General features: G+C 71.1%; 22 protein-coding genes and 1 tRNA gene. 12 read left to right on the plus strand and 11 right to left on the minus strand.

Annotation, left to right across the window (positions count from 1 at the left end; translation table 11 throughout):
* Window positions 1-9: 9 nt before the first annotated feature.
* The 4 genes from HNR10_RS20070 to HNR10_RS20085 form a co-directional block, all read right to left on the minus strand.
* A complete protein-coding gene (locus HNR10_RS20070) occupies window positions 10-414 on the minus strand; it encodes an MscL family protein (RefSeq protein WP_179825853.1) in 405 nt (134 codons plus the stop codon).
* A 135-nt stretch (window positions 415-549) separates the two neighbouring features.
* Complete coding sequence (locus HNR10_RS20075; RefSeq protein WP_179825855.1) at window positions 550-1197, minus strand: SAF domain-containing protein; 648 nt, start codon at window positions 1195-1197, stop codon at window positions 550-552.
* 251 nt (window positions 1198-1448) lie between these two features.
* Complete coding sequence (locus HNR10_RS20080) at window positions 1449-1841, minus strand: FmdB family zinc ribbon protein (protein WP_179825857.1); 393 nt, start codon at window positions 1839-1841, stop codon at window positions 1449-1451.
* A gap of 282 nt (window positions 1842-2123) precedes the next feature.
* Complete coding sequence (locus tag HNR10_RS20085) at window positions 2124-2765, minus strand: 5-formyltetrahydrofolate cyclo-ligase (protein ID WP_179825859.1); 642 nt, start codon at window positions 2763-2765, stop codon at window positions 2124-2126.
* A gap of 159 nt (window positions 2766-2924) precedes the next feature.
* On the opposite strand from HNR10_RS20085, the gene galU reads away from it, so the two are divergent.
* From galU to HNR10_RS20135, 10 genes are all read left to right on the plus strand, one after another.
* A complete protein-coding gene (gene galU / locus HNR10_RS20090) occupies window positions 2925-3866 on the plus strand; it encodes a UTP--glucose-1-phosphate uridylyltransferase GalU (protein WP_179825861.1) in 942 nt (313 codons plus the stop codon).
* 128 nt (window positions 3867-3994) lie between these two features.
* On the plus strand, window positions 3995-5227 hold the full coding sequence (gene glp / locus HNR10_RS20095) for a molybdotransferase-like divisome protein Glp (RefSeq protein WP_179825863.1): 1233 nt from the start codon (window positions 3995-3997) through the stop codon (window positions 5225-5227).
* Between the two features lie 219 nt (window positions 5228-5446).
* Window positions 5447-5956 (plus strand): cyclic pyranopterin monophosphate synthase MoaC, encoded by a 510-nt coding sequence (gene moaC, locus HNR10_RS20100; RefSeq protein ID WP_179825865.1) that lies wholly within the window; start codon window positions 5447-5449, stop codon window positions 5954-5956.
* Complete coding sequence (locus tag HNR10_RS20105) at window positions 5949-6482, plus strand: MogA/MoaB family molybdenum cofactor biosynthesis protein (protein ID WP_179825867.1); 534 nt, start codon at window positions 5949-5951, stop codon at window positions 6480-6482. The genes moaC and HNR10_RS20105 overlap by 8 nt, the downstream gene beginning before the upstream one ends.
* 237 nt (window positions 6483-6719) lie before the next feature.
* Window positions 6720-7460: a GNAT family N-acetyltransferase gene (locus tag HNR10_RS20110; protein ID WP_179825869.1), complete on the plus strand. Its 741-nt coding sequence runs from the start codon at window positions 6720-6722 to the stop codon at window positions 7458-7460.
* Between the two features lie 395 nt (window positions 7461-7855).
* Complete coding sequence (gene sepX, locus HNR10_RS20115) at window positions 7856-8551, plus strand: divisome protein SepX/GlpR (protein WP_179825871.1); 696 nt, start codon at window positions 7856-7858, stop codon at window positions 8549-8551.
* 154 nt (window positions 8552-8705) lie between these two features.
* Window positions 8706-8779 (plus strand) — tRNA-Ala (locus HNR10_RS20120).
* 323 nt (window positions 8780-9102) lie between these two features.
* Window positions 9103-9711 (plus strand): TetR/AcrR family transcriptional regulator, encoded by a 609-nt coding sequence (locus HNR10_RS20125; protein ID WP_179825873.1) that lies wholly within the window; start codon window positions 9103-9105, stop codon window positions 9709-9711.
* Window positions 9708-10118, plus strand: a complete 411-nt coding sequence (locus tag HNR10_RS20130) for a hypothetical protein (protein ID WP_179825875.1) — start codon at window positions 9708-9710, stop codon at window positions 10116-10118. Before HNR10_RS20125 ends, HNR10_RS20130 begins: the two co-directional genes overlap by 4 nt.
* A gap of 833 nt (window positions 10119-10951) precedes the next feature.
* Window positions 10952-11485 (plus strand): hypothetical protein, encoded by a 534-nt coding sequence (locus HNR10_RS20135; protein ID WP_179825877.1) that lies wholly within the window; start codon window positions 10952-10954, stop codon window positions 11483-11485.
* 13 nt (window positions 11486-11498) lie between these two features.
* On the opposite strand, the gene HNR10_RS20140 is transcribed toward HNR10_RS20135, so the two are convergent.
* The 3 genes from HNR10_RS20140 to HNR10_RS20150 all read right to left on the minus strand — a co-directional run bounded on the left by HNR10_RS20140 (window position 11499) and on the right by HNR10_RS20150 (window position 14127).
* On the minus strand, window positions 11499-11807 hold the full coding sequence (locus HNR10_RS20140; protein ID WP_179825879.1) for a sec-independent translocase: 309 nt from the start codon (window positions 11805-11807) through the stop codon (window positions 11499-11501).
* A gap of 167 nt (window positions 11808-11974) precedes the next feature.
* Window positions 11975-12178 (minus strand): cold-shock protein, encoded by a 204-nt coding sequence (locus HNR10_RS20145; RefSeq protein ID WP_053617267.1) that lies wholly within the window; start codon window positions 12176-12178, stop codon window positions 11975-11977.
* A 311-nt stretch (window positions 12179-12489) separates the two neighbouring features.
* Window positions 12490-14127, minus strand: coding sequence for a dolichyl-phosphate-mannose--protein mannosyltransferase (locus tag HNR10_RS20150; protein WP_179825883.1), 1638 nt, complete (start codon window positions 14125-14127; stop codon window positions 12490-12492).
* Window positions 14128-14237: 110 nt separating this feature from the next.
* Here HNR10_RS20150 and rsmI point away from each other — a divergent pair, with 110 nt between their 5' ends.
* Entirely contained in the window at window positions 14238-15110 is an 873-nt protein-coding gene (gene rsmI / locus HNR10_RS20155) for a 16S rRNA (cytidine(1402)-2'-O)-methyltransferase (protein ID WP_179825885.1), read from the plus strand.
* Between the two features lie 210 nt (window positions 15111-15320).
* On the opposite strand, the gene secD is transcribed toward rsmI, so the two are convergent.
* Both secD and HNR10_RS20165 read right to left on the minus strand, forming a co-directional pair.
* The gene (secD, locus tag HNR10_RS20160) at window positions 15321-17987 is read right to left on the minus strand and encodes a protein translocase subunit SecD (protein ID WP_179825886.1); all 2667 of its coding nucleotides are present in this window, start codon (window positions 17985-17987) and stop codon (window positions 15321-15323) included.
* 79 nt (window positions 17988-18066) lie between these two features.
* Window positions 18067-18528, minus strand: coding sequence for a hypothetical protein (locus HNR10_RS20165; protein ID WP_179825887.1), 462 nt, complete (start codon window positions 18526-18528; stop codon window positions 18067-18069).
* A gap of 245 nt (window positions 18529-18773) precedes the next feature.
* Between HNR10_RS20165 and metG the strand changes: the two genes are divergently transcribed.
* Entirely contained in the window at window positions 18774-20591 is a 1818-nt protein-coding gene (gene metG / locus HNR10_RS20170; RefSeq protein ID WP_179825888.1) for a methionine--tRNA ligase, read from the plus strand.
* Between the two features lie 66 nt (window positions 20592-20657).
* Here the strand turns inward: metG and HNR10_RS20175 are convergent, their stop codons facing one another.
* The gene (locus HNR10_RS20175; protein WP_246406325.1) at window positions 20658-21398 is read right to left on the minus strand and encodes an HNH endonuclease family protein; all 741 of its coding nucleotides are present in this window, start codon (window positions 21396-21398) and stop codon (window positions 20658-20660) included.
* Window positions 21395-22741: an AAA family ATPase gene (locus tag HNR10_RS20180; RefSeq protein WP_179825889.1), complete on the minus strand. Its 1347-nt coding sequence runs from the start codon at window positions 22739-22741 to the stop codon at window positions 21395-21397. Before HNR10_RS20180 ends, HNR10_RS20175 begins: the two co-directional genes overlap by 4 nt.
* Window positions 22742-22858: the final 117 nt, after the last annotated feature.

Raw genomic sequence — 22858 nt, forward strand, 5'->3', positions numbered from 1 at the left:
CGCCGTGTCTCAGACGGTCTCCGCCTGGACCTCACTCGTGCAGGAGGGGCACTTGATCGCCTTCTTGTCGATGCCGGTGAGGCAGAACGGGCAGGACCGCGTGCTGGCCTCCTCCGCCTTCTGGAACCTCTCCAGGAGCTTGCCGACCGGCATCACCACGAAGAAGTAGAGGATCGCCGCGGTGAGCAGGAACGAGATGAGCGCGTCGACGAACGCGCCGTACAGGAACCTGCTGCCGTTGATCTCGAAGTAGAGGTCGGAGAAGGTGGGGATGCCGCCGAAGATCCCGATGAGCGGGGTGATGAACCCTTCGGTGAACGCCGTGATGAGGTTGGCGAAGACCGCGCCGATCACGACCGCGACCGCGAGCTGCACCAGGTTGCCCTGGAGCAGGAACTTCTTGAAGCCATCCATGGGAACTGTCCTACGTTCTCGTGTTGTGTGTGCGGGATGCTCGGTCCCGCCGACTCGAACCCGGGGGTCGGGGCGGACATGTCCGGAGTACTCGGGACAAGAGCCTGACCAGCTTTCACCACGATTCGTCGTCGGTCAACCGCGGATGGTGATGGACAGGCGGGAGGACGCCGCGTGCCCGGCCAGCTCCCGGGCCTCCGCCGGGGTGGCGGCGATGAGGATCAGCGCTCCGCCCTCTCCGCCCCGCTCGGGTGCGGGCAGGGCCAGAACGGGCCGGTCGCGCACCACTTCCGCGGCCGGTCCGGCCCGGGCCGGCGGGAGGTCGCCGGCGCCGCTCGCGGCGAGGACGTCCACCCGGCTGCCGGGCGAGAGCAGCGCCACCGCGCCCGGGTCGGCGACCCGCACCGGGACCGCGACCAGGTCCGGGCCGTGCGCACGCGCGGGCGGGTCCGTGAGACGTGCGTCGGTGATCACCTCGCCCCGGCGGACCGGGGCGTTGAGGGTGCGTCCCTCGGTCTCCGTCGCGGGTCTCAGCGCGCCCTCGGGGACCGCCGCGGCGGGCAGGGCGCGGGTGGTGAGATCGCCGGAGGCCACGGGGGAGGAGGCGTCCAGATCGCGGGTGGCGACGAGCACCTGGGCGGCGGGAGCGGAGAGGGGGCGCACGGCCAGCACGGCGCCGAGGAGGGCCGCGGCGGCCAGGAGGGTGGCGATGACTCGGCGGTGCCGGTCCACCAGGCGCGCCAGGGCGCCGCGGTGCCGGTAGGGAGGTGCTGCGTCGGCCATACGTCAACGTTAGGCCGGGCGTCGGCCGCCGGGCGGTTGTCCACAGGGGGAATCGCGCGGACGCGTTGCGGGGGCGGGACCGCCGGTCCGGTGCGCCGGTCGGCGGCGGAGGGGGACGGCAGCGCGCGGCAGCGTGGAGCGGCGAGGGGCGGAACGGCAGCGCGCCGCTGGGGGTAACGGCGAAAGGGGAGAACAGCAGCGCGCCGCCGAGGGCACGGCGGCGCGGTCACGCGGTCAACGGCCGCGGCGGCTCAGCTCGCCGCGGCGGCACTGCTGGTGCTACTGCTACTGCTACTGCTGCTCGTGGTGGAGCCGGCGGACGAGGTGCTCGACGACTCGGTGGAGGAGGAGGACGGCTTCGCGGTGTCCGAGGAGGCGCTCGCGGCGGCCGGGGCGTCGGTCTTGGTGCTGTCCGCACCGCCGTCCTTGCCCTCGCCGGCCCCGGTCACGACGGAGCTGTTGGAGGACTTCCCGCTGTCGGTGCGGTAGAAGCCGGAACCCTTGAACACGATGCCGACGGCGGAGTACACCTTGCGCAGGCGTCCCTCGCACTCGGGGCAGACGGTCAGGGAGTCGTCGCTGAAGCTCTGCACGACCTCCATCTGGGCGCCGCACTCTGTGCACGCGTACTGATACGTAGGCACTGTTCGGGTCCTCCTATGCTGGCACTCTCGCCCGTTGACTGCTAAATAGTACGCGCTCGCCGACCGAGGCGGTGACAGCACCTACCCGAAGGACGCACGTGGGGGCCGCGGTACCGGCCCGTCGGCGTCGTCGGGCGCGACCGTCAGCGTCAACGCGGGGCGCGGGCCGCTTAATCCCCGCCCACGTCCGCCCCCGAGCGGGCCGCCCCGAGCAGGCCGCGCGTCCCCCGACCGCCTCCGCCCGCTCCCCAGGGGCCGCGGGCCGCCGACCGCCGCGCGGACTCAGCCACCGTGGCGGTCGCCGCGGTCGGGCCACACCGGCGACGCCGGGTCGAACACGTGCAGGCCGCCGCCCGGGGTGAGCACCGCGTCCACGGGGCGGTCGTGCGGCTCCGCCGGGACCCGCTCCACCCACTCCTCGTCGTGCACCACAGCGATCGCCGGGGTGTGCGGCCCCTTGGCGGCCAGCGCGCGGTCGTAGCAGCCCGCGCCCCGGCCCAGCCGCATCCCCGCCCGGTCCACCGCCAGCGCCGGGCACACGACCGCGTCCGCCCGTGCCAGGGCGCCGGGGCCGTACCGGGGCCCGGTCGGCTCCATCAGCCCGTGCCCGGCCTCCGCCAGGCTGTCGGGTCCGTCGAAGGACGCCCAGTCCAGGTCGCCCCCGGGCAGGAAGACCGGCAGCAGCACGTACGTGCCGCGCTTCCACAGCGCGGTCACCAGCCCACGCGTGTCCGGCTCCCCGCCGACGGAGTAGTAGCACGCCACCGTGCCCGCCATCGACAGCCACGGCACCGCCATGAGCGCGTCCCGGACCGCCGAGCCGGCCCTCGCACGCTCCGAGGCGCCTCTGGCCCGTCGCTCGGCCAGGACGCGGCGGCGCAGCTCCCGCTTGGCGGACCGGTCGCGGTCCCCTTGGTCACTCATGGGCTCAGTGTGTCATCAGCGCCTCACGACACGTCCGTTCGCTCCTGGTGAACATCGGGTTGCGGAATCCGGTCCTTCGTCCGAAACCGCCGGGACTTCTTGTCATCAGTGCCGGTGTGGAGCCCGCGACGCGATGACCGACTGTCCTACAGTGCCGACATGAGTGCCGACACCGAGCAGACACGACCCCGTTCCTCGCCCCTTCCCGTCACCAAGGCGGTCGTGCCCGCGGCCGGACTGGGCACACGGTTCCTCCCCGCGACCAAGGCCACTCCCAAGGAGATGCTGCCGATCGTGGACAAGCCCGCGATCCAGTACGTCGTGGAGGAGGCCGTCGCGGCCACCCTCCGCGACGTCCTGATGATCACGGGCCGCAACAAGCGCTCCATCGAGGACCACTTCGACCGCGCCTACGAGCTGGAGGAGGCGCTGGCGACCAAGGGCGACGACGAGCGCCTGCGCTCCGTACGCGAGTCCGACGGCCTCGCCCAGATGCACTACGTCCGCCAGGGCGACCCGCGCGGCCTGGGGCACGCCGTCCTGTGCGCCGAGGCGCACGTCGGCGACAACCCCTTCGCGGTCCTGCTCGGTGACGACCTCATCGAGTCCGCCGACCTGCTGCGCCGCATGATCGAGGTGCGCGAGGAGTACGGCGGCAGCGTGGTCGCCCTCATGGAGGTCGAGCCCGAACAGGTCTCCCTCTACGGTTGCGCGGGGATCGAGCCCACCGACGAGCCCGACGTCGTCACCGTCACCGACCTCGTGGAGAAGCCCGCCCCCGAGCAGGCGCCGAGCCGGTGGGCGATCATCGGCCGCTACGTCTGCGACCCGGCCGTCTTCCCCGTGCTGCACGAGACCCCGCCCGGCCGGGGCGGCGAGATCCAGCTCACCGACGCCCTGCGCGAGCTGGCCCGCCGCAAGCCCGAGGACGGCGGGACTGTGCGCGGCGTCCTCTTCCGCGGCCGCCGCTACGACACCGGCAACAAGGCCGACTACATCCGGACCGTCGTGGACTTCGCGTGCCGCCGGCCCGACCTGCGCGCCGAACTGCTGCCCTGGCTGCGGGAGTTCGTCGAGCGCCAGGAGGCCGATCGGGGCTGAGCCGCCGAGGGCTCCGCCCCCCACCGGCCGGGTCCGCGCGGCTCGAATGCGGGGACAATGGGACGCCGGTCACCTTCCGAGGGCGGGGAGGCGGCCCCACGGACCCACGACCCGGGAGGACCCATCCAGTGAAGACCGTCGAACAGCACATCACGGACATCCTGGGGCTGATCGCGGCACCCGAGCCCACCGAACTCGACCTGCTGCGGGCGCACGGCGCCGTGCTGGCCGCCGACGTCGTGTCGCCCGTGGACCTGCCGGGGTTCGACAACTCCTCCATGGACGGCTACGCCGTGTGCGCCGCCGACCTCGACAAGGCCGCCCCGGACGCCCCCGTCCGCCTGCCCGTGGTCGCCGACATCCCCGCGGGCGACGCCACGCCCACGGCGGTGCGGCCGGGCCTGTGCGCCCGCATCATGACCGGCGCGCCCCTGCCCCAGGGCGCCGACGCCGTCGTCCCCGTCGAGTGGACCGACGGCGGCACCGTGACCGTCGGCGTGGACCGCCCGGTCCGCGTCGGCAACGCCATCCGGCGCGCGGGGGACGACGTCCGCGAGGGCGCCACCGTGCTGCGCTCCGGCGTGCGCCTGGGGCCGGGGGAGATGGGCGTCCTGGCGGCGGTCGGCCGCCGGAGCGTGCTCGTCTACCCCCGCCCACGGGTCGTGGTGCTCTCCACGGGCGAGGAACTGGTCGAACCCGGGCGCCCCCTCGGGCACGGCCAGATCTGGGAGTCGAACAGCTTCATGATCGCGGCCGCCGCCCGGGAGGCGGGCTGCGACGTCCACCGGCACGGCTTCGTCGGCGACGACCCCGCCACCGTGATGGAGACACTGGAGGGCCTGCTGGGGCGGGCCGATGTCGTCGTCACCACCGGCGGCGTGAGCATGGGCGCCTACGACGTGGTCAAGGAGGTCCTGAGCCGGCTGGGCACCGTCGAGTTCACACAGGTGGCCGTGCAGCCCGGCAAGCCACAGGGGTTCGGCACCGTGGGGCCGGAGGGGACGCCGATCATCACCCTCCCCGGCAACCCCGTCAGCGCCTACGTGTCCTTCCAGGTCTTCGTGCTCCCCGCGCTGCGCAGGCTGCGGGGCCTCCCGCCCCGATCGCTGCCCACGACGCGCGCGGCCCTGACCGCCCCGGTGTCCTCGCCGCCCGGCCGCCGCTCCTACCTGCGCGCCGTGCTGTCCGAGGAGTCCGACGGGGCGACGGCGGGCCGCACGGTCGCCCCGGCCTCGCGCCAGGGCTCCCACCAGCTCTCCGCGCTGGCCGGTGCCAACGCCCTCGTCGTGGTGCCCGAGGACACCACCGACCTGCCCGAGGGCGCGGTCGTCGAGGTCGTCCGGCTGCCCGAACTGCCCTGACCCCTCCGCGGGCCCCGCCCGGACCGCGAACCCGTGCGGTCCGGGATCCACGCGGGTCCGTCCCCGTCCTGCCGTCCCCGTGGGGTCCGCCCCCGTCCGGTCCGCGCCCCCGTGGCCGACACTCGGGCGCGCGGTGCCGTACCTTCGTGGTGGGCGCGGCACGGCGCCCACGCGGCCGACCCTGGGCCGCGTTCGGCGTTCGAGCGGAAACTGGCCACGATGAGCGACACCCCACGGCCGGAGAGGGCCGACCACCCCTCCGGATTCACCCACCTGAACGAGTCCGGCGCGGCACGCATGGTCGACGTCTCGGCCAAGAACGTGAGCGCGCGGACCGCGACGGCCACCGGCCGGGTCCTGCTCACCCCCGAGACCGTCGCCGCGCTGCGGGGCGGCGAGGTGCCCAAGGGCGACGCCCTGGCGGTCGCGCGGATCGCCGGGATCCAGGGCGCCAAGCGCACACCCGACCTCGTGCCCCTGTGCCACCCCATCGCGGTGCACGGCGTGGACGTCGACCTCACGGTGGTGGACGACGGCGTGGACATCAGCGCCACGGTGCGCACGGCCGACCGGACCGGTGTGGAGATGGAAGCCCTGACCTGTGTCATGACCGCGGCCCTCGGCCTGGTGGACATGGTCAAGGCGCTCGACCCCGAGGCCGAGGTCACCCGGGTCCGCGTGGAGGAGAAGACGGGCGGCAAGAAGGGCCACTGGAGGCGCGGTGAGTGAGCGCGAGGAGGCCGCTGCGCCGCGCGTCGCCGTCGTCACGGCCTCCAACCGGGCGGCCGCGGGCGTCTACCCCGACCGGTCCGGGCCGGTCCTCGTCGAGCGGCTGCGCGCGCTCGGCTGCTCGGTGCTGGGCCCCTGGGTGGTGCCCGACGGCGCTCCCGTGGCCGAGGCGATCGGCCGGGCCCTGGACACGCGCGCGGACGCCGTGATCACGAGCGGGGGGACCGGGCTGACGCCGCAGGACCACACGCCCGAGGCGACCAGGCCGCTGCTGGCCTACGAGATCCCCGGGATCGCGGAGGCGCTGCGCTCCGCGGGCCGGGACAAGGGCGTTCCCACCGCGATCCTGTCGCGGGGCCTGGCCGGGGTGGCCGAGCGCGACGGCCACCGCATGCTCGTGGTCAACCTGCCCGGCTCCACCGGCGGTGTGAAGGACGGGATGACCGTACTGGAACCGGTCCTGCTGCACGCCCTGGACCAGATCCGCGGTGGAGACCACACGCCCGCTAATGACATCGGACAATGACCGGAATCACACCTCGGGCATTCCGTACGCGGGTAATTCCTTGACCATGGCTTCAGTTTTGGTGGGCGAGTAGTCGAGTTTTGAATCGACCGATTCGCAGCCGGCAGGGGTGACGCGCGCCACGTCACACCCATGGAGTGGAATACTGGAAGGCGTCACCGTCAGCAGAGGTCCCGGGGCGCCGGGACCGGTGTCGAACCCCGGGACGGCGGCGCCGGAGGCATCGGAGGGACGGTCGTGAATCGCAGGCAAGGGTGGCCCGTCACCCTGAGGGAAGGGGCGGTCGTGCTGCGCCCGCTGCGGCTCCGCGACGCCGTCGCCCTGCGCGACACCCGCGCCCGCAACGAGGAATGGCTGCGGCCCTGGGAACCGACCTATCCCGAGATGCCGCTCCGGACGACCGGGCTGTCCCCCTACATTGCGATGCTGCAGGCGATCCGGCGGGAGGCGCGCCACGGGCTGTCCATGCCCTGGGCGATCACCTACGACGGCCGGTTCGTCGGGCAGCTGACGGTGGGCGCCATCGTCTGGGGATCGGCCCGATCGGCTCAGGTCGGCTACTGGGTGGACAGCGGCCACGCCGGCCGCGGGATCACGCCGACGGCGGTCGCGCTCGCCGTCGACCACGCGTTCTTCCACGTCGGACTGCACCGGGTCGAGGCCAACATCCGCCCGGAGAACCGGGCGAGCCGGCGCGTGGTGGCCAAACTGGGCTTTCGGGACGAGGGGGTGCGGCGGCGCCAGCTGCACATCGACGGCGCCTGGCGCGACCACATCTGCTACGCCATCACCGCGGAGGAAGTGCCGCACGGCCTGCTGCGCAGGTGGCGCGACGGGGCTCCCGCCGGCCCGGGCGGCACGCCGGGGGAGCCGCCCGCGGCGCCCGGTTCCGACCCTGGTTCCGCTTTGGGGTCCGAGGGCCCGAACGGTGGCGGTGATCCGCGCGATCCGGCGAGCCCACAGCCGGGGTCGAACTGATCATGCCGCGATCGCAGGTGCATCCGGAGCCTAAACCTCTCTTTAGTCACATTGACTCATTACTTTGCGTTGAATTGGCGTCGCGCTCCGAAGTCACTGTCTGACCTGGGTTTTCCCGCTCCCAGGACGACCGACCGAAACTAAGGGTCCACAATCTTGCGACACTCCGGTCAGAATGTGGCGCATTTATGGACACGGGGTCGTACCGTGCGGAACATAGACGCATTGACGATGCGGCCAACGCGTGGATATGGCTCATGGGATTCGGGTCCGGTCCGAGGGGGATCGGGAACGAAGTCCGGTCGGGGAGCATCCAACCCCGAAGGCGTTCCACGCGACGCGGTGTCGGCGAGGCGTCGACCAATGTTCAGTGGCCGTCATCGTGAGGAGGGGTGATGAGCAGCTCCCCTCTGTACCTCGCCATCGTGGTGGTGTGGCTCATCGTGCTCGTGCCGATGCTCCTGCGCAAGGACTCGGCGGACACCTATGACCACCGCCGCGAGGACGAGGAGAGCGAGGACGCCGAGGCCCGGGCAGAGGACTCGGCCGCCGACGCCGCCGACGCCGCGGACGGACCCGACGACCTCGACCGGAACGACGACGTGCGCGACACGGACGTCCTCGACACCGATCCGGACGACATGCGGGACGGGGCGGACCAGGGTGCCGCGGGGCCCGCGGCCGAACGGCCGGCCCGGGCGGCGGACCCGGGCAGGGGCCGCCACCGGCGCGAGTCGCGGGGCCGGGTCATCGCCCGGCGACGCCGGCGCACCAGCGGCCTGCTCCTGGTGAGCCTCGCCACAGTCGTCGCGGTCGCGTTCGGGCTCGGGCCGTGGTGGGTCATCGCCCCGCCCGTGCTCCTGCTCGTCGGTCACCTGGCGCTTCTGCGGGAGGCGGCCAAGGTCGACGCCGAACGCCGCGAGGCGCTCCTTCGGGCCCGCCGCCGTGCGGCCGTGCTGGCCCGCAGGGCGGAGGAGGAAGAGGAGCGCCGCGACGCCGAGCGCCTGGCCCAGGTCATCGCGCTCCAGGAACGGCGCAGCCAGGTGTACGACCAGTACGCGGACGCGCGGCTGCGAGCGGCCGGCGACTGACCCGTACGCGGCCCGGTGGCCGCAGGCCCAGAGGGGTCTGCGGCCGGTGGCCGTCGGTCGAGGGTGGCGGTCCGTCCCTTGCGAAGCTCCACCCGGGCGGTGGTGGGCGTTCGGACCATCCGAGAATTCCTGCTAGGCTGTGTCTCGTCTTCAAGGGGCTATGGCGCAGTCCGGTAGCGCACCTCGTTCGCATCGAGGGGGTCTGGGGTTCAAATCCCCATAGCTCCACAGCAGGCAGGAAGGCCCTGTCCCATTCGTGGGACAGGGCCTTTCGCGTGCCGTGCCCCGGTCGAGCCGGGTACGCCGCACATGGGCGAGGGCCCGTCCCCTGGTGGGGCGGGCCCTCGCGCGGTTCCGGTCCGGTGCGTTGTCGCTGTTCCCTGGGCGGGCGGTCTCCGGACCGGAGCCTCGAGTGTCACCGGCGAAGCTGCTATCCCCTGTGGCGGGGCGGCCGGACACGCCCTCACCCTACATCCCAGGGGCGGCATCGCCCGAGGAGACGCGTCCGCCGATATCTTTACAGTGGTAACTTTCCGGCGTATAGTTTCGGCATGGCAGACGCGTACCACCACGGAAACCTGCGGGCCGCCGTCCTGGCGAAGGCGGCCGAACTCATCGAGAGCGAAGGCCCCTACTCGTTCAGCCTGCGCTCGCTCGCCGCCGACCTGGGCGTCAGCCACACGGCGCCCCGGCACCACTTCGGCAGCCGGGAGGGCGTCCTCAACGCCCTGGCGGTCGAGGGCTTCGGGGAGCTGGCCGAGCGCCTGCGCGCCGCGCGCGCGGAGGGCGGCGGCCTGTTGGACGCCGGAGTCGCCTACGTGGGCTTCGCGGTGGACCGCCCCGGGCACTTCCAGGTGATGTTCGCCCCCCGGCTGCTGGACGACGGCGACGCCGAGCTCGTCGCGGCCCGCGGTTCGGCCTTCGCCGAGCTCACCGGTGGGGTCGACACCCTGCAGGACCGCGGGATCGCCGTCGAGGACTCCGCCGCGGCCGTGGTGGCGGGGTGGGCGATCGTGCACGGCATCGCGACCCTGGCCCTCAACGGGAACCTCGACACCTCCGGGGTCAGGGCGCTGTTCGCCGACACCGACCTGCTCACCATCACCAGGCGCAGTGCGGGCCTCCTCTTCGGCCCGTCCTCTGATCGGGAGTCCTCATGACGTCCTCCTATCTGATCTCCTCCGGTGTGATCCTGCTCACCGTCGTGGGCATCGCCTACGGCGGGACCTTCCTGATGCGCGTGGTCGACCGCCGGGTGCCGGCCAACGAGCTCCAGCGCTCGTACTTCAGGGCCGGGCACGCCCACGCGGGCATCCTGGTGATCCTGGGGCTCGTGGTCCGTCTGCTGCTGTTGGACGACGCGGTGCCGGGCTGGAGCCGCGCCATGGGCGATCTCGTGCTCCTGGCGGCCATCCTGATGCCCGCCGGCTTCTTCCTGTCGGTCATCGGCCGCGACCCCGCCCGCCCCAACGGGCTCAAGGTGCTCATCTGGCTGGGCGCGGGCGCTCTGGTGGTGGGCCTGGTCGCCGCCGGTGTGGGTCTGATCGTCGGCGGCGCGTCGCTCTGACGCGGAGTGCTGCCGCCCCGAGCCCGTCCGGTCAATGTCGGGACATGAAATGCACTTGCGGTATGACCGAAACCAGGTCAGGGGGCGCGGACGCCCGCCCCCGTACGGCTTCGGGGATTCCGGTCGGCTGTGACAGACGGTGTGGGACTGGTGAACGCGGTGCTCATGTGAGCATAGTCCGTGAGGTCTGTTTTATCCGTGAGTGTCCGGGTAGTCCTGCCTGGCGTGACTCCGTTCGCCCTTTCGATTGGCGTGGGCCGCTGCGCGCGGGGGATAAGGGAACTCGGTCGATCGCGCATTGGCGTGTCGTTGCTGTGCGTAATCAAAGGGTGAATGTTTTTGCCGAACCCTGGAGTTGTCTTTGCAGGTCAGCGGGGAGAGCACTTCTCGCGTTCACGAATCCGAACCTGTCTGAGCTGCGAAAATGTCCATCCCAGTCATTATTGCGGCTTCCGTCGTCCAACCTTTGGTGGTCGTCGGGCCATGGTGGGATGAATGTTCGGTCCCGGGTCTTGTGGAACACACGCCCATGGTCCATCTTGGTTCCGGGATGGGCTGGGAGCCACGAGAAAGGTAGATGCCATGACTACGCATGCACCGAACGCCAGAATCGGCGCGGGTTGGAGTTGGCAGTAACCAGTCCACGGCGGGTCCGGGCGGACCCGTGCGTTCTGGGCCCGGCCGATCCGCCGATCGGTCGGGCCACATCCGTGTCCGCCACCGCGACGCGGGGGGCGAGCCGGATTTGGGCCGTGAGCGTCGCGGGTAGGTGTCCACTGACGACCCCGGTCCCTCCCGGACCGCGCCGACCGCGAAGGGACGGCGGATCACCCGTGTCCGACCCCCGCCAGGAACCCGGCGGCCCCCAGTACCCCGACGAACCCGAGGCGATCGGCGGCTACGTGCCGCCCGCTCCGGAGCCGCCCCCGCCACCGCCCCGCCCCACCGTCGAGCCCGTACCGGACGAGGACGGGCCGCCGGTGGCCGCGGAGCGCTTCCGCCGTACCACCCCGGCGCGACGCAAGGTCATCCCCGTGCGTCGTGGCGGCGGGCACTGGCGGCTCCTGGCGGGCACGCTGACCTACGTGATGGTGGTCGGGGGGATGGCCGACTACGTCGATTCCGGGACCCGCGCCGTCGCCCACCTGGTGTTCTGGGTGCTCATCGGGGCGGCCTTCCTCATCTCGACCGAACGCGAGCGAAGGCACGACTGGCCCGCGGCGCCGCGCTGGCCGTGGCCGGCGGCGGCCCTGGGCGGAGCGCTGGCGGTGGAGGTCCTGGTACTGCTGGTGGGATCGCCGACCATCATCGTCGGATCACTGATCCTGCTGGGCCTGGGGCTGTTCGTCCTGATGCTCTTCGGCTGAGGCCGGAGCCGGCTCAGGTGGCCTCGTCGTCGAACGGGGGGCGCTTGCCGTTGAGGCGGGCGGCGGGCCTGCGCTCCGGCTCGTCGTCCTCCCAGAAGTGCTTCTGCACGAAGCGCTTGGGGTTGAGGTCCTTGACGTCCAGGTCCTTGAACTCCGGGCCCAGCCCCTCCTTGAGGTCGCTGGTGGCGGAGTTGGCCATGGTCCGCAACTGGCGCAGGACACGGCCGATCTGCTGCGCGGCCTTGGGGAGCTGATCGGGTCCGAAGATCAGCAAGGCGAGGATGAGGAGGACGACGAACTCGCCGCCACCGATGTTGAACATGCCTGACCCCGCCCCTCGCTTACCGACCGGCTACAACGAGGTTACCGGTATCGGTGCCGATGGGTAACCATGTCCAGATCACATGCGCACCACGACTGCGGGCCGCCCCGGAACGCGGACCAGCCCCCCGCACGGTGGGCGGAGGGCTGGGGAAACGCTGTGTCAGGTCAGGCCGTCCGAACGTCGGCCGCCTGCGGGCCCTTCGGGCCCTGGATGATGTCGAACTCGACCTTCTGGTCCTCTTCCAGGTTCCGGAAGCCGGTTCCCGCGATCGCCGAGTAGTGGACGAACACGTCGGGCTGACCACCCTCGACGGCGATGAACCCGAAACCCTTCTCAGAGTTGAACCACTTCACGGTGCCCTGAGCCATGTGCTCTCCCTTGGGGACTACTGCGGGGCCGCACCCTGCTGGCCCCGGGTCGCCGGGCGCCGCACTGACGGGACCGACCCGACAAGCGCCCACGTGCAGTTCCGCGAGGCGCCTCGGGCATCCATGGAAACAACAACAGCAACCAGTTGCAGACAGTACCAGGGAGCACCATGCCCTGCCGAGCCTTTTCCGCCAGGAATCCACACTTCCCATGTGTCCTGTTTCGGCTACTCGAAAGTGTTGATTTCCGAGCCTCGGGCGACTAATGGAGATCGCCCGGGGCTCGCGGTGAATGCGGGGGCGAAGGGCGCTCAGGACGAGCCGTTGCCGTAGATCCACACGTCGAACCACAGCCGCTGCCGCCAGGACTGCTCATCGATCGGATAGGAGGCGAGTACCGGGTAGAGATACGCGAAATGGGCGATGATCAGGAGCAACAACACGCCGAAGACGACTCCGCCCATCGCACGCAGGTACGGACCGAAGCGCGCGTTGTTCTCCCCGGAGTCCATCACCAGCCCGAGCATCAGCACGATGGCCAGGACCAGGAACGGCAGGACGGGCAGGGCGTAGAAGAGGAACATCGGACGGTCGGGGAAGGCGAACCAGGGCAGCCAGCCCGCCGCCACCGCGAGCAGGACAGCGCCGGCCCGCCAGTCGCGGAAGGTCGCCCACCAGCCGAGCATCACGCAGGTCGCCAGGATGCTGATCCACCACAGGATCGGCGTGCCCAGGGAGACCACCGAGGCGACGCAGTCGCCCGACGGGCAGCCCGTGGCCTCGCCCTCGTAGGCGAACATCACCGGGGTGCGCATGACCAGCCACTCCCACGGCGCCGAGATGTAGGCGTGGTCGCTGGTCAGGCCATTGTGGAAGTTCATCATCCGGGCGTGGTAGTCCGCCAGGCCGATGACCGCCTCCAGCGGCCCGGCGAGGGGGGTCGGCAGCCAGTCCGGCGCCATGCCGTCGGCGAACCCGCGGTTGTAGCCGCCCCGGGTGACCAGCCAACCGGTCCACGACACCAGGTAGACGATTCCGGCCAGCACCACCGTCTGGAGGAACGCCGGGATCGCGTCGACCAGCAGCCACCGCCCCATCGGCCTCCGCTGCCCCGCGCTGCGCCGCGCCCCGTAGTCCCACGCCACCGTCAGCAGCCCGAAGGCCGCCACGAAGAACAGGGCCGACCACTTCGTACCGACCGCGAGCCCGAAGCACAGGCCGGCCGCGAGCCGCCACCAGCGCGCGCCCAGCCACCACCGGGTCGTGACGTCGACCCCCGCCTCGCCCAGGCGCGCCAGCCGCTCCCGGGTGGCGTCGCGGTCGATTACCAGGCACGCGAATCCCGCCACCACCCACAGGGTGAGGAAGACGTCCACCATCGCGATCCGGCTCAGCGTGAAGTGCAGGCCGTCCAGGGCCAGGATCAGTCCCGCGGTACAGCCCAGCAGCACCGAGCGGGTCATGCGGATCGCCAGCCGCACCAGGATGAGAACGGTCGCCACGCCGGCGAGCGCGGAGGCGAACCGCCACGCCTCCGGGGTCATGGACTCGCCGAACGGCAGGAGCGCCCACAGCCAGTCGCCGAGGGCGATCATCCACTTGCCGACCGGCGGGTGGACGATGAAGTCGCCGCCGCCGTCGAAGAAGTCGACGGGCCCGCGGCCGAGCAGCTGGTCGGCGTTCTCCAGGGAGTCGTGCTCGTAGCCGTACTCCTGGAGCCCGTAGGCGTCCTTGGCGTAGTAGGTCTCGTCGAAGTAGATCCGGTCGGGCTCACCGAGGCGGTAGAAGCGCAGCGCTCCGGCGAAGGCGGTGACCAGGAGGGCCCCGAGCCAGCCCACCCACCAGGTCATGGTGGCGGAGGGGAACAGGCGGGCGCGGACGGCGGCCGCGCGGGACGGTGCGGGTGGGGTCGGCGGATCGACCTCGGAGGAAAGTGCGGTGGTGGTCATCTCGGCTCGTAGGTTGGGGTCGGAGATGGTTGTCCATTGCGGACGGACCGCGAAACCAGGTTTCGGGTGGCGTAATGAGCCAACCGTAGCGTGACAGGACGGGGATCACAGTGGTTGAGGGTGTAGGCCGTGGGGAGGGGTCCGGGACGCTGACGCTCGCCGGGCTTCCGATCGGGAACGCGGGCGACGCGCCGCCCAGACTGCTGCGCGCGCTGGAGGGCGCCCGCGTCATCGCCGCGGAGGACACCCGCAGGCTACGCCAGTTCGCCTCGCGCGCGGGAGTGCGCCTGGGCGGGGAGGAAGGGGCCAGGGTGGTGTCCTACTACGACGCCAACGAGTCCAGGCGCACCGACGACCTCATGGCCGACCTGCGCGGCGGCACGGACGTCCTCGTCGTGACCGACGCGGGCATGCCCGGCGTCTCCGACCCCGGCTACCGGCTGACCGCGGCCTGCGCCGAGGAGGACATCCCGGTCACGTCCATCCCGGGCCCGTCCGCGGTGACCACCGCGCTCGTGGTCTCCGGTCTGCCCACCGACCGCTTCTGCTTCGAGGGCTTCCCGCCCCGCAAGGGCCTGGCGGGCTACCTGGAGGAGCTGGCCGCCGAGCGCCGCACCATGGTGTTCTTCGAGAGCCCGCACCGGATCGCCGCCACCCTGGAGGCGATGGCCCGGGCCTTCGGCGCCGACCGGCGCGCGGCGGTGTGCCGGGAGCTGACCAAGACCTACGAGCAGGTGCGCCGGGGCGGGCTGGGCGAACTCTCCGCCTGGGCCGCCGAGGGCGTGCGCGGGGAGATCTCCGTGGTCGTGGAGGGCGCGCGCAGCCGCCCGGACCAGGTCGGCTCGGCGGACCTGGTCGCCTCGGTCGCGGCACTGGAGGACGAGGGCGTGCGCCGCAAGGAGGCCATCGGCCGCGTGGCCAAGGAGACGGGCGTGCCCAAGCGCCGCGTCTACGACCTCGTGCACGGAGTCACGTCCGACTGACCGGCCTCCGACCGCCGACGGGTCGGCTCGACCTCCGACTGGCCGGCCTCCGACCGCCGATGGGCGGGCGTCCGACCGCACACGGGCCGGCCACCGACCGGAGACCGCGCGGTGACCGGTCCCGGGCGACGACCGACGGGTGACAGCGGACGGGGCCGCCCGGAACGGCGTACAACCGTTCCGGGCGGCCCCGTGTGGGGGTCGGGCCGGTCAGACGACCGCGCCGTCGCCCTCGTTGCGGCTGGCCTTGGCGGCCACCCGCGCCTGGTTCTTGCGCTCCTTGATCACGTGCGGCGCCGCCGTCCTGTCCCACTTCTGCAGCCAGATGGCCAGCGGGACCGCGACGAACACCGTCGAGACCACACCCGTGCTCAGACCGACCAGCATGGCGATCGAGAAGTCCTGGAGCGAGGTCCCACCGAAGAAGGTGAGGAAGCCCAGGATGATCAGCGCGCCGACGCTGGTGTTGATCGTACGCGGCAGGGTGTTGAGCACCGCGCGGTTGGCGATCTCGACGAACGGGGACTTGTCGTCCTTCGCCCATTCGTCGCGCACCCGGTCGAGCACCACCACCGTGTCGTTGACGGTGAAACCGATGACGCTCAGCAGGGCGGCGAGGAACACGCCGTCGATCGGCTTGCCCAGCCAGACGAACAGCCCGATCACCAGGACCAGGTTGAACGCCAGCGACAGCATCGTGGCCACACCGAAGGACCAGCGGAACCGCCAGGCCAGGTAGACCAGCTGCAGGGCGAGCGCGGCGGCGAGCGCGATGAACGCGCGGTTGCGCAGCTCGTCGCCCATGCTCGGGCCGATCAGCTCGTCGCTGACCATCTCCACGCCACCGGTCGCCGAGTCCAGCGCGTCGGTGACGGTCGCCGCCTCGGGATCGGAGATATCGCCCGTACGGACGGAGATGTCACTGTCCCCGGCCTCCTGCACGACCGCGGTGTCCGAGCCGGAGAAGTCCAGTCCGGCGACGATCTCGCGAGCCTCGTCCACCGACAGGTCCTCGTCGCCGGTGATCTCGTACTCCAGGACGCGTCCGCCGGTGAACTCCACGCCCAGGTTGGGCGACTGCACCAGCGGGGCGGCCACGGACACCAGGACGACCGCGGCGGCGGCGAGCAGCGCGTGCTTGCGGTACTTCATCAGGTCGGGGTTCTTCCGGACCAGCCACGCGCGCACGGCACCGATCCTGCTGAGACCGCTGACCGCAGGGTGCTTGCGGATGACGGCGCGGCGCACCGCCCACTCCACGAGCACGCGGGCCACCACCAGCGCGGAGAACATCGACACCAGGGTGCCGATGCTGAGCGTGACGCCGAAGCCCTGGACCGTGCCGGAGGCGAAGAAGAACAGCAGCGCCGCGGCGATGAGCGTGGTGATGTTGGTGTCGATCACCGCGCTCCACGCCTTGTGCGAACCCTCGACGAAGGCCTTCTCCAGGCTCGCCGGGATGGCCCTGCGGCGACGGCGCGTCGCGATGCCGGACTCGGCCCGCTTGACCTCCGCGTCGGTGGCGTCCTGCATGCCGGCCGACTTGTTCGCCTCGTAGGTCTGCTGTTGGCGCTGGTACTCCTCGCGCGCCCGTTCGAAGATGAGCACGTTGGCGTCGATGGCCATACCGATCGCCAGCACGAAACCGGCCAGGCCCGGCAAGGTGAGGGTGGCCCCCAAGGCCACCAGCACGCCGTAGGCGATGAGCGCGTAGACGCCCAGGGCAACCGAGGCCAGGAAGCCGACCAGGCGGTACACCAGCGTGATGTACAGCGCGGTGAACGCGATGCCCAGCAGGGCGGCGATGGCGCTGGCCTGGATGGCGGCGGCACCGAGGGTCGGGCCGACCGTCTGGCGCTGCACCTCGGTGACCGGCAGCGGCAGCGAGCCGCCCTCGATCAGCACGGCCAGCTCGTTGGCCGACTCGGAGGTGAAGTTGCCGCTGATGGTCGTGCTGCCCTCGCGCTGGCCCACCTCACAGGCCGCGTCGTTGACGCTGGGCGAGGAGATGACCTGGTTGTCGAGCACGATCGCCACGCGGCGGCGCGGGTCGCCCTGCTCGAAGCAGGCGGCCTGCCCGGTGAGCTCGGCCCACTGGTCACGGCCCTCGCCGCGGAAGTTGACGTTGACGACCCACTCGGCGCGGTTGACCGGGTCCAGACCGGCCTCCGCGCTGGCGACGCTGTCACCGGGGACGGCGGTCTCACCGAGCTGCAGGTAGTTGCCCTGCTCGTCCGGCAGGGTCATCGCGACCTGGCTGGGGTCCTCGGCCTCCTGGCCGGTCTGGCCCGGGACACCCTGGCCGCCCTGGCCGCCCATGCCGCCGAGGAGCTCCTGCATCTCCTCCTCGGTCATCTGCGGGGCTTCCTCCGAGCCCTCGCCGCCTTCCGCGGCCTCGTCGGCGGGGGCCTCCTCGCCGCCCTCGGCGTCCGAGGGGGCGCGGGCCTCGTCGGCGGGCGCGTTCGCGGAGTCACCGGGCGCCTGGACGCCCTGGCCGCCGCCGGCGGTGACGCCGAGGACCGGGTGGAAGGACAGCTGCGCGGTCTGGCCGACGATCTGCGCGGCCTCCGTGGGGTCCTGGACCCCGGGCAGCTCGACGATGATCCGGTTCTCACCGGAGCGCGACAGCGTCGACTCGGCGACACCGAGGCGATCGATGCGCTGGCGCAGGACTTCGACGACCTGGTCGGTGTTCTCGGAGTTGGCCTCCGTGCCGTCGGGGCCGTCCTGTGTCTCCAGGACGATCTGTGTGCCGCCGCTCAGGTCGAGCCCCAGGCGCGGCGGGATGATCCACGCCGCGCCGAACGCGACGAGGATGACGAGGAGGGAGATGAGAGCGCGTGTCCAGCGCCCCCCGGCTCCCGATTGACTGGGCAAGGTGAACCTCTCACTGCGAATGGTGGGTACCGGTCGGCGCGCCCGGACGGTCCGGGGCGGGGGAGTGACCGGGAAAGGGTCAGATGAGGGTGTTCGCGGTGTGAGGCGGCGCCCGCGTCGGCGGCAGGTCGCCGGTGTCGTCCTGTTCGGGAACGGGATCGGGGTGCGGGAGCGGAAGCGGCCACCAGGGCTGGTCCCAGGCGGTCAGCCGCAGGACGCACGGCGGCACGGCGTCGGGCAGGTCGCGCAGGACGCCGCGCTGGTCGCACGTGGTGGTGGGCGGGCCCACCGACACCTTGGCCTGGGCGACCAGGTCGGCGCGCTCCTCCGCGCGCTCCCGCGGGGTGTCGCCGCCGGTGGTGCCCTTGGCGGGCACCTCCTGCTGGGGCGCGCTCACCGGGCCCGGCACCGGGCCGGACTCGGGCTCGCCGGGCACGGAGGTCACCGGGAACGACAGAATGACCAGCAGCACCACACTCGTGACGAGCGCGGCGGTGTGGTGGGCAGGACGGGGTAGGGCACGGGTAACCGTGGCGACCACCGCCTCAGATGAAGGACCGGGGTGAGCGTGGTACGTCGGCGCGCGCCCCGGCGGCGCGCGGCCTTCCGCAGAGCATACGGGTAGAGGAGACCCTGGGGGAATCCGCCCGTCCACCCCTGTGGACGACTCCCCGGGCCCCGTCCCGAGAGGGACCGCGCCGAGGGCGCCCGTCGAAGGCGGTGGTGGGCGACGGGCGGGACAGAGAGGTCGTAAAAAAGAGGTGCGGGCACCTTTAGTCTTGAGGCATGTCGTCGAATCGCCACATCCTGACAGCGGTCGCCTGGCCCTACGCCAACGGCCCGCGCCACATCGGTCACGTCTCCGGTTTCGGAGTCCCCTCCGACGTCTTCTCGCGCTACCAGCGAATGTCGGGGAACCACGTGCTGATGGTCAGCGGCACCGACGAGCACGGCACCCCGGTCCAGGTGCTGGCCGACCAGGAGGGCGTGACGCCCCGCGAACTGGCCGACCGCTACAACCGGATCATCGCCGAGGACCTGGTCGCCCTCGGCCTGTCCTACGACCTCTTCACCCGCACCACCACGGGCAACCACTACGCGGTCGCCCAGCAGCTGTTCACCACGCTGTACGAGAACGGCTACGTCTTCACCCGCACCACCCAGGGCGCGGTCTCCCCGTCCAACGGCCGCACGCTGCCCGACCGCTACATCGAGGGCATCTGCCCCATCTGCGGTTACGACGGCGCGCGCGGCGACCAGTGCGACAACTGCGGGAACCAGCTCGACCCGATCGACCTCATCTCGCCGCGTTCGCGGATCAACGGCGAGACGCCGGAGTTCGTGGACACCGAGCACTTCATGCTGGACCTGCCGGCGTTCGCCGACGTCCTCACGGGGTGGCTCAAGGGCAAGGAGGGGGAGTGGCGCCCCAACGTCCTCAAGTTCTCCCTCAACCTGGTGGAGGACCTGCAGCCGCGCGCGGTCACCCGCGACCTCAACTGGGGCGTGCCCATCCCCCTGGAGGGCTGGAGCGACAACGACAACAAGCGCCTGTACGTGTGGTTCGACGCGGTGATCGGCTACCTGTCCTCGTCCATCGAGTGGGCCAAGCGCGTCGGTGAGCCCGACGCCTGGCGCCGCTGGTGGCAGGACGACGACGCCCGGTCGTACTACTTCATGGGCAAGGACAACATCGTCTTCCACTCGGTGATCTGGCCCGCGATCCTGCTGGGCGCGAGCGGCGACGGCGACCGGGGCGGCGACGCCGGTCCGCTGGGCGCCCTCAACGTGCCCACCGAGGTGGTCTCCAGCGAGTTCCTCACCATGGAGGGCCGCAAGTTCTCCTCGTCGCGCCGCGTCGTCATCTACGTGCGCGACTTCCTGGAGCGCTACTCCGCCGACGCGCTGCGCTACTTCATCATGGCCGCCGGGCCCGAGACCCAGGACACCGACTTCACCTGGGCCGAGTTCGTGCGCCGCAACAACGACGAGCTGGTGGCGGCCTGGGGCAACCTGGTCAACCGCTCCATCTCCATGGCGGCGAAGAACCTCGGCGAGATCCCCGCCGCAGGCGAGCTGAACGAGGAGGACCGGCGGGTGCTGGCCGCCTCCCGCGCGGCCTTCGGGACGGTGGGCGCGCGCCTGGAGCGGTCGCAGTTCAAGGCCGGTCTCCAGGAGGCCATGCGCACGGTCGCCGAGGCCAACAAGTACATCTCCGACCAGGCGCCGTGGGCTCTGAAGAAGACCGACCCCGAGCGCATGGCGACCGTGCTGCACGTGGCCCTGCAGCTGGTCAGCGACGCCAACACCCTGCTCACGCCCTACCTCCCCGAGTCCGCGAACAAGGTGTACGCGATGCTCGGCGGCACCGGGACCTGGACCGGCATGCCCCGCATCGAGAGCGGCCACGACACCATCGGCGGCTCCGAGGAGCCGGTCGACTACCCGGTGATCACCGGGGACTACGCCGACAACGAGGCCCGCTGGGAGTCGGTGCCGATCGTCCCGGGCACCCCGCTCGACCGCCCGCAGCCGCTGTTCACCAAGCTCGACCCGTCCGTGGTGGACGAGGAGCTGGCGCGCCTGGAGGGCGTCACCGAGTAGGTGCGCGTCCCTCCGGTCCGTCTGTGGGCCCCGGCCGGCGCCGGGGCCCACAGACGGCCAGAACCCTCAGAGGGGCTTCGGAGCCCAACGGGGACCGAGGATTTCCAGGGCACGAACCATGTCCGCCCCGCCCAGGAGAGCTGCGGCGTTCTCGGCAGGCGCGTGCGCGCTGGTCCAGCGCATGGCCTCGCGGACGTCCGCGAAGGGCTGTTGGTCCAGATGGACCAAGGTCTCGGCGGCCCGCTCCTCCTGTCCGTCGTCATGGTGGCCGAGGTAGGCCTTCAGGAAGAGTTTCGTGGCGAAGAAGGCGCTCTGCCGTCCCTGTGTCAGTTCCCGTCTGTTGAGCCCGAAGACCTGGATCGTCGCTGTTCCCCGATGGGTCAGGGCCTCGTAGCTTCCGCTCGACAGGACCAGGAACAGGTGCTCGGACGGGTCCTCCGCACAGGGATCGACCAACAGGGGTGTGCCGTCCGCTGCCACGGGGAACTGCTCCCGCTTGGTGTGGCTGTTGCAGTACGAACAGGCCAGCAGGTGGTTGAACCAGTCGAACGCGCGCAGAGGGCTGAAGAACAGTGGCGCGAAGTGGTCGACGTCCGTTCCGAGGTTGTCACCGCAGTACATACACCTGTTGAGCCCGGCGGCCATGTCCTTGAGCTGTTCGCGCAGGCGTATCCTGCACGCTTTGGCGCCGTCCCACTTCTTGCGCGCTGACTTGCTGTCGGCACTCTCCCGCGCCAGCGCCGAGGCCCTCCTGTCCAGATCCGTCGCGAGCACCTCCGGCAGATCCGTGCGCGTGAGCCGGATCATGCGCCCGGTCGCAGCCGTGACGCGACCTCGTCCACCCGCGCGGCCAGTGAACTCCCCAGAGACCTGCTGAGCCTTGCGTGCTCCTCCCTGTCGTCCTCGGACGCCGTGCCCTGGAGGAGTGCCAGTTCCAGAGCGGACAGGCGGCGTCGCTTCTCTTCGGCCGTCTGTGAGTAGGGGGAGTCGATGCCGAAGAGGTCGGTCAGCAGGGCGTCGTCTCCGCTGCCGTTGACGATGCGTTGGTAGAGCTCGTCGGGGACGACCCGGGGTCCCTCCTCCTCATTGACTCCGGGGAGCCGTACGAGGCCCCCGGGGTCAGCGCTCTGGCAGATGTAGGGACTGTGTGAGGAGACGATGAACTGGATGCTCGGGAAGTGGCGTTTCAACCAGCCGCCGATCTCCTTCTGCCAGCTCACGTGCAAGTGAACATCCACCTCATCGATGAGGACCACGCCGGGCATGCTGATGTAGGGGGAGCCCTGCTCGTCGAATGCCAGGCCCCTGCCCTCGGTCACCACGCTCACCTGGCGCACGAGGTCGAGGACCAGGGCCGCGACCGTCCGATATCCGTCACTGAGTTCGTGCATGAGTACCGGCACGCCGTCGCGCTCGGCCCACAGGCCGTCGGAATCCACGTCCGTCACTTGAAAACCGTCAGGCAGCAGTCCCTCGTTGAGGATGCGTTTGACGAAACCCAGAAGACGTTGGGATCCGGGCTTCTTCTCCAGGCTGCGGAAATGAAGGCCCTTGATCCACTCGATGCTCTCCGCGAGCGACACGTCCTCGTTGAAAAGACTCGCAACACGGGAGACCGGGGTGTTCCCGTAGGTGAGACGCTGTGCCTTGTCGGAGCCCCCCTCAAGGCGCCGGAACGGTCCGTAGCCCGCGACGAACCATCCTGTGCTCTCCTCGGACCAAGGACCGCGGGCCGCTGACTTGCTCAGGGACACGTCATGAGGGCCGACCACCCCGGCGCCGCGCGCATGTTCACTCCGTTTCCAGTGGAGCTGACCCTCGAAGGACCCACCGGGTGTGTTCCCCTTTCCCGTGAAACCGTCCCATCCTTCGTGGTGGCTGATAGTGGTGGTCACCGTCCCGGACTCTCGGTTCTTCGACAACCAGTAATCGAAACGATGGGGCTCGGACACTACTTCGCGTCCATAGAAGTGACCGATCAGGCCCAGAGCGACCGCCCGTAGGAGGGTGGTCTTGCCGGAACCGTTCCGCCCCGCCAGGACCGTCCAGCTCCCCAGGGCGCCTCCGGGCAGGGGGAATTCCAGGTCCTCCACCGCGCGGCCATCATGGAAGCCGCGGATGCCGTCGACACTGATTCGCTCGATGTACATGTGGGCTCCACCGTTGGCCGCAGGGTCGGGACGCGGCTCCCAGCATAGGGATCACGAGCCACCGGCGACCGGCTTCTCCCGACGGTCGCCGCGCCTAGAATCGAGCGCGATGATCGG

The sequence above is a fragment of the Nocardiopsis aegyptia genome, from assembly GCF_013410755.1.
GTDB classification, from domain to species: Bacteria; Actinomycetota; Actinomycetes; order Streptosporangiales; family Streptosporangiaceae; genus Nocardiopsis; species Nocardiopsis aegyptia.